Consider the following 4635-nt stretch of genomic DNA (forward strand, 5'->3'; position numbering starts at 1 on the left):
TGTGTGTTGTAAGCAGTCCTTGTTGGATAGCCTCTTTATTTTGAGGATCGGTTGCTTCTGCAGGGGTCTTGTTTTCTTCAACTACTAATTGATTGTGTTTTTCTATACGGTTCACATCGCTACTAAAAAAGGGATACACTACCAAGCCTACAACAACTGCTGCAGCAATGGCGCTCAACCAATAAATAACAGGCTTCTTATTCTTTTTCTCTTCTTGATCTAATCGCGAGGCGAGCTGGCTCCATGCGGTTGTGCTGGGTTCTATCTTGCGTTTTTCAAAAGAGTTTTTTATAGTGTTAAGCTTCATGTTGTTGCTTTCTAATTTGTTGTACTTGTTCTTGAAGCATTAACCGTGCTTTGCGGTACTGTGTTTTACTGGTATTCTCAGAGATGTTTAAAAACCCTGCGATCTCTCTATGTTTCATATGATCTAAAGTAAACATGACAAAAACACTTTTATAACCATCGGGTAAATTATCGATGCATTTTTGGATGAGGTCTAATGCTAAGTCAGTTTCCTCTTCTTCCTTCTCATCGTTTCCTGCTTTTTCTTCGTCGATTTCATCTTTAAATTTAAAAGGATCTTTTTTCCTGAGGTGATCGATACATTCTCTTATCATGATCCTGCGCACCCAACCTTCAAAACTTCCTTTATGAGAAAAGCTATCCAACTTTGTAAACACCTTAAAGAAACCATTTAGTAAGATTTCCTCAGCTGTTTCTACTGGTGAGATATACTGACGGCATACACTCAACATTTTGGGTGCATGCTTTTCAAAAAGATGCTTTTGCGCTTTCCTATCGCCCTTAGCAGCCTTTTGAATCAGCTTTTTCTCGTTGGTATAAAGTTGTATCACTCTCACAATTTACATGCTTTCTATTGATATAGACGAGCCTGTTTTAAAAAGGTTGCCTATGAAGTTTATTTTAATTGTAATTATTCCGCTTTCGCGAAAGCGGAACACACAAAAAAATGCTTCTTCTCAATTAAATGAAAAGAAGCATTCCTATAATTTTGAGGACGGGTATCTAGGTTCTTGCGTTTTTTTTAAAGGCTATTTGTTATCTCCTTTATAACCAAAGCGTCTTAACTGCTTTTCATCACTACGCCAGTTTTTATTCACCTTTACGTAAAGTTCTATGTGCACTTGCTTGCCGAAGAATTTTTGCAAGTCTTTTCTAGCTTCCGTTCCTACACGTTTTAGCGCTGTGCCTTTATGGCCTATAATGATTCCCTTTTGAGTTTCCCGTTCCACCATTATTACAGAGCGGATTCTTATAATTTTTTCATCTTCAAAAAATTCTTCCGTGTCAATCTCTACAGAATAAGGGATCTCTTTTTTGTAATGGATCAAGATTTTCTCTCTAATGCTTTCATTGACAAAAAATCGTTCTGGCTTATCGGTTAACGTGTCTTTCGGGTAGAAAGCTGGAGAAACCGGCAGCACTTCGACAATACGAGAAAGTAGTTGAGGTACTCCAAAATTCATCAAAGCACTTACCGCAAAAATTTCAGCCTTCGGAAGTCTTTCTTTCCAATGAGCTACTGCTTCTTCCAATTGGGTAGCATCTCCTTTGTCGATCTTATTGATCAGTACAAAAACAGGAACTTCCGCAAAGGTCAAGCGTTTTTCAAAAGCCTCATTCTTCAATTCTTTCTCGCCTAATTCTACCATATAAAGAATACAGTCTGCATCTTCAAAAGCATTTTTTACAAAATCCATCATACTTTCTTGAAGTTTGTATGCGGGTTTTATAATTCCAGGAGTGTCACTTATAACGGCCTGAAAGTCTTCTCCATTTACTATTCCGAGAATGCGATGGCGAGTCGTTTGCGCTTTTGCTGTAATAATAGAAAGACGTTCTCCTACCAGCGAGTTCATCAGTGTACTTTTGCCTACGTTAGGGTTACCGACTATGTTTACAAATCCTGCTTTATGTTCCATTTTACAAAGATAGTGTTTAGGCAATCATCGTGGATTCCTCTTGATGTGTTTTTAGCAGGAGATAGTTAGGGCTTTGTTGGTGCAAGAGTTCTTATAGAAATTAATTTTCTATGGCAACGGGTTTTTATGAAGAAGCATGCCCCTAGAGAGCATTCCAGAAGGGCTGTTTTTTTTAATGTTAGGTCTAGGAATCAACCGTTTCTTTTTGCGGATTTGTGATGGGGTATATTATACATCTTACTATTGCTAATTTCTCGGCATTTGGATGGAAGAATAGCGGCTCTTTAATCGCGTCTACATAATTAGTGATATTTATATTTAATCGTTTACCAGTTGCTGTGATTTCAGTTTCAAAGTAAATTAAATTGGCCCTACCGTATGCCGTTGTGGGCATGTTGATGCCATATCACTTTATAAGAATCGCATCCTTAAGTTCTTGGAACTCATTTAAAATCACCGTCGTTTTTTATAAAGGACGATGGATGTACTATGAGTGGGAGCATACCCTGGTGTGTTTATAGAGATTCTAACACCTGTGGAGTATAGTAATTTAGAACGCGCCTCTCGAAGGTATATGCTGTCCCACCTAGTCTAAATATTTATTTGAATGGGAATGCGGTATGAGAATCTGGGAATTAGATTTTGTAGGATTCCGCAATGATAAATAGATGCGGCTACAAGTTCGCGCAATTATTTATCCCCATTATAAAAAAGGGATATTTGTTGCAATGCTGCTTTTCATCCCCTTCAAGTGAGCGATACATTTCTGATTTAATAAAGGCAGAAAGCGCCATAAAACGGTCACTCCTTAATCAATTGGTGTGTGGATCTAGCACCCAATTCATCTTCTATTTGAAGAAAATAGACTCCTGAAGGAAGATTTGAAGTGTTCATACTGTTTTCCTTATGGTTTTCTATGACTTGTTGACCTAAGGTATTAAAAAGAGTTGTTTGCGATAGACCAGTAGTACTATGTATCTCAATCCAGTTGTTAAAAGGGTTTGGAAATACAGAAACGGACGTTCTGTTTACAGAAGTGTTGGACAATGTGTAAGCATCTTTAAAGCGCAGGAGCATGGTTCTTCTAGTAGTACTGTCTGTAGCTAGGCCTACCACCACTACTTTACCATCATCTTGTAACAGGACTTGTCTACTGTAATCTTGATGTGTGCTGCGCGCTACTATAAAACGACCACCGTTTCCAAAGCTGTTGACAAGAAGCCCATTTGCACCTATGTTTAAAAGCAGCAGGTCATAATTATTATTCCCTATAATATCTGCTTGAGCGAGATAGGAACCGTCTGGTAATTGGGCAACACTGTACCCAAATGTGACTCCATAGTTGCTAGATCCATGGTCAAAATAAGCATATCCAGTAGAATTAAAAGTAGTGTCTAAAACACCATTTGAAGTCAACTTGTACATCGCAAATTTAGTATTTGTAGAGCTACTACCTGCTGCACCTATGATAAATAAGCCGCCATCGGTAGTGGTTATCATATCTCTGGTAGTATAATTTTCTAAAGGGTCTGTGATGGAAGTGATGCCGGAGTTTCCAAAACTAGTAATAAAAGCTCCTTGGGCATCTAATTTTAAAACCATAACCTCGTACTCGTTTGTAGAACTATTTAACTCTGTGCCGCTTATAATGATCTCATCTTGGGCATTAATTTGCATTTCATAGACACGGGAGTCTGTCGCTATAGGTACTTCTAAAACTCCATTTGTGCCGAAGGTTATGTCAAGATTACCTGTAGCGTCATATTTAAGAAGCTTAGTTGCTATGGATGTGTTTTGTGATGCAGCAAGAACGTAAATAGTTCCGTTACTGCTGGTGGCTATCTCCCAAACCTCGTCGTCATTTGTTCCTAGATTAGTTTTTACATGTCCATTAGTTCCAAAACTAGTATCTAAAGTTCCGTCTGCTAATAAACGAGATACAAAAACATCCCAGTAAGTGCCAAATAGGCTAAGATCACTATCTGAGGTTCCTGCAATTAGAATGGTGCCATCGGACTGCACTTGCATAGCGTTTGCATTATCTTTAGAATTTGCTGCTATATTAATGCTGGCGAATCCATTACTGCCAAACGCAAGGTCACTAGTACCGTCTTCCAGGTGTTTTTCAACTATATAGCTCGTAGTAGCATTTCCATTTCCTGCGACGAGGATGTTGTTGTTGGGCAGCATAGCAGATACATTTACAAATCTTCCATTTGTTGCGCCTGTTGCATAACCATTGGTTCCATAGGTTGGGTCTATGGATATGTTTTGCGCTAAGGCTGCACTGCAAACAAATAATAGGGTAACATTTAAAATAAGATTCTTTTTCATAACATAAAGATAAGGTTTGTTGAAATACCGCTTTCGCGAAAGCGGTATTCTTAAAAGCCATCTTTCATAATCTTAAGAATTTATATTCGGGTTTATAAATTCTTTTTTTGAATCGTCCCATGCTCTATAAAGCACGATGATCAGCAGGACTTCAAAAGTTAGTGTAGCTAATATACCTAACGGAAAAAGAATAATTAGACAAAAAGATAAACCGCCTATAATTCCAGTTATTCCACTCCATTTTGCTAATTCTCCCAGTTCCTTTCTTTTTATAAAAAAGCCAATGGCTAGAAAGAAATACATCAGTCCATAAAGAAATAAAGAAGAAAAACTAAGTACTAATCCTAGTCCTTCA

At 37.9% G+C, this 4635-nt stretch carries 6 protein-coding genes and 1 pseudogene; 1 reads left to right on the plus strand and 6 read right to left on the minus strand.

The window, feature by feature from the left end:
* Nucleotides 1–307 (minus strand): annotated as a pseudogene (locus tag ACJAT0_RS12595) (hypothetical protein); the annotation flags it as partial.
* Nucleotides 297–857, minus strand: coding sequence for an RNA polymerase sigma factor (locus tag ACJAT0_RS12600; protein ID WP_415181937.1), 561 nt, complete (start codon nt 855–857; stop codon nt 297–299). The pseudogene ACJAT0_RS12595 and the gene ACJAT0_RS12600, both read right to left, overlap by 11 nt.
* A 58-nt stretch (nt 858–915) precedes the next feature.
* On the opposite strand from ACJAT0_RS12600, the gene ACJAT0_RS12605 reads away from it, so the two are divergent.
* A complete protein-coding gene (locus ACJAT0_RS12605) occupies nt 916–1077 on the plus strand; it encodes a hypothetical protein (protein ID WP_415181938.1) in 162 nt (53 codons plus the stop codon).
* On the opposite strand, the gene era is transcribed toward ACJAT0_RS12605, so the two are convergent.
* The 4 genes from era to ACJAT0_RS12625 all read right to left on the minus strand — a co-directional run.
* Nucleotides 1056–1946 (minus strand): GTPase Era, encoded by an 891-nt coding sequence (gene era, locus ACJAT0_RS12610; RefSeq protein ID WP_415181939.1) that lies wholly within the window; start codon nt 1944–1946, stop codon nt 1056–1058. The two genes, ACJAT0_RS12605 and era, sit on opposite strands and share 22 nt — an antisense overlap.
* 184 nt (nt 1947–2130) lie before the next feature.
* Nucleotides 2131–2340, minus strand: a complete 210-nt coding sequence (locus ACJAT0_RS12615) for a hypothetical protein (protein ID WP_415181940.1) — start codon at nt 2338–2340, stop codon at nt 2131–2133.
* Nucleotides 2341–2747: 407 nt separating this feature from the next.
* A complete protein-coding gene (locus ACJAT0_RS12620; protein WP_415181941.1) occupies nt 2748–4280 on the minus strand; it encodes a T9SS type A sorting domain-containing protein in 1533 nt (510 codons plus the stop codon).
* A gap of 72 nt (nt 4281–4352) precedes the next feature.
* Nucleotides 4353–4635 (minus strand): hypothetical protein (locus ACJAT0_RS12625; protein ID WP_415181942.1); only part of this gene is annotated, 283 nt, incomplete at its 5' end.

Source organism: Nonlabens sp., from assembly GCF_047636915.1.
Lineage (GTDB): Bacteria > Bacteroidota > Bacteroidia > Flavobacteriales > Flavobacteriaceae > Nonlabens.

What these genes read in the sequence shown, in the direction of transcription:
- ACJAT0_RS12605 (WP_415181938.1), top strand. Translation starts at nt 916, where the DNA reads ATGAAGTTTATTTTAATTGTAATTATTCCGCTTTCGCGAAAGCGGAAC.
- era (WP_415181939.1), bottom strand. Translation starts at nt 1,946, where the DNA reads ATGGAACATAAAGCAGGATTTGTAAACATAGTCGGTAACCCTAACGTA.
- ACJAT0_RS12615 (WP_415181940.1), bottom strand. Translation starts at nt 2,340, where the DNA reads ATGCCCACAACGGCATACGGTAGGGCCAATTTAATTTACTTTGAAACT.
- ACJAT0_RS12620 (WP_415181941.1), bottom strand. Translation starts at nt 4,280, where the DNA reads ATGAAAAAGAATCTTATTTTAAATGTTACCCTATTATTTGTTTGCAGT.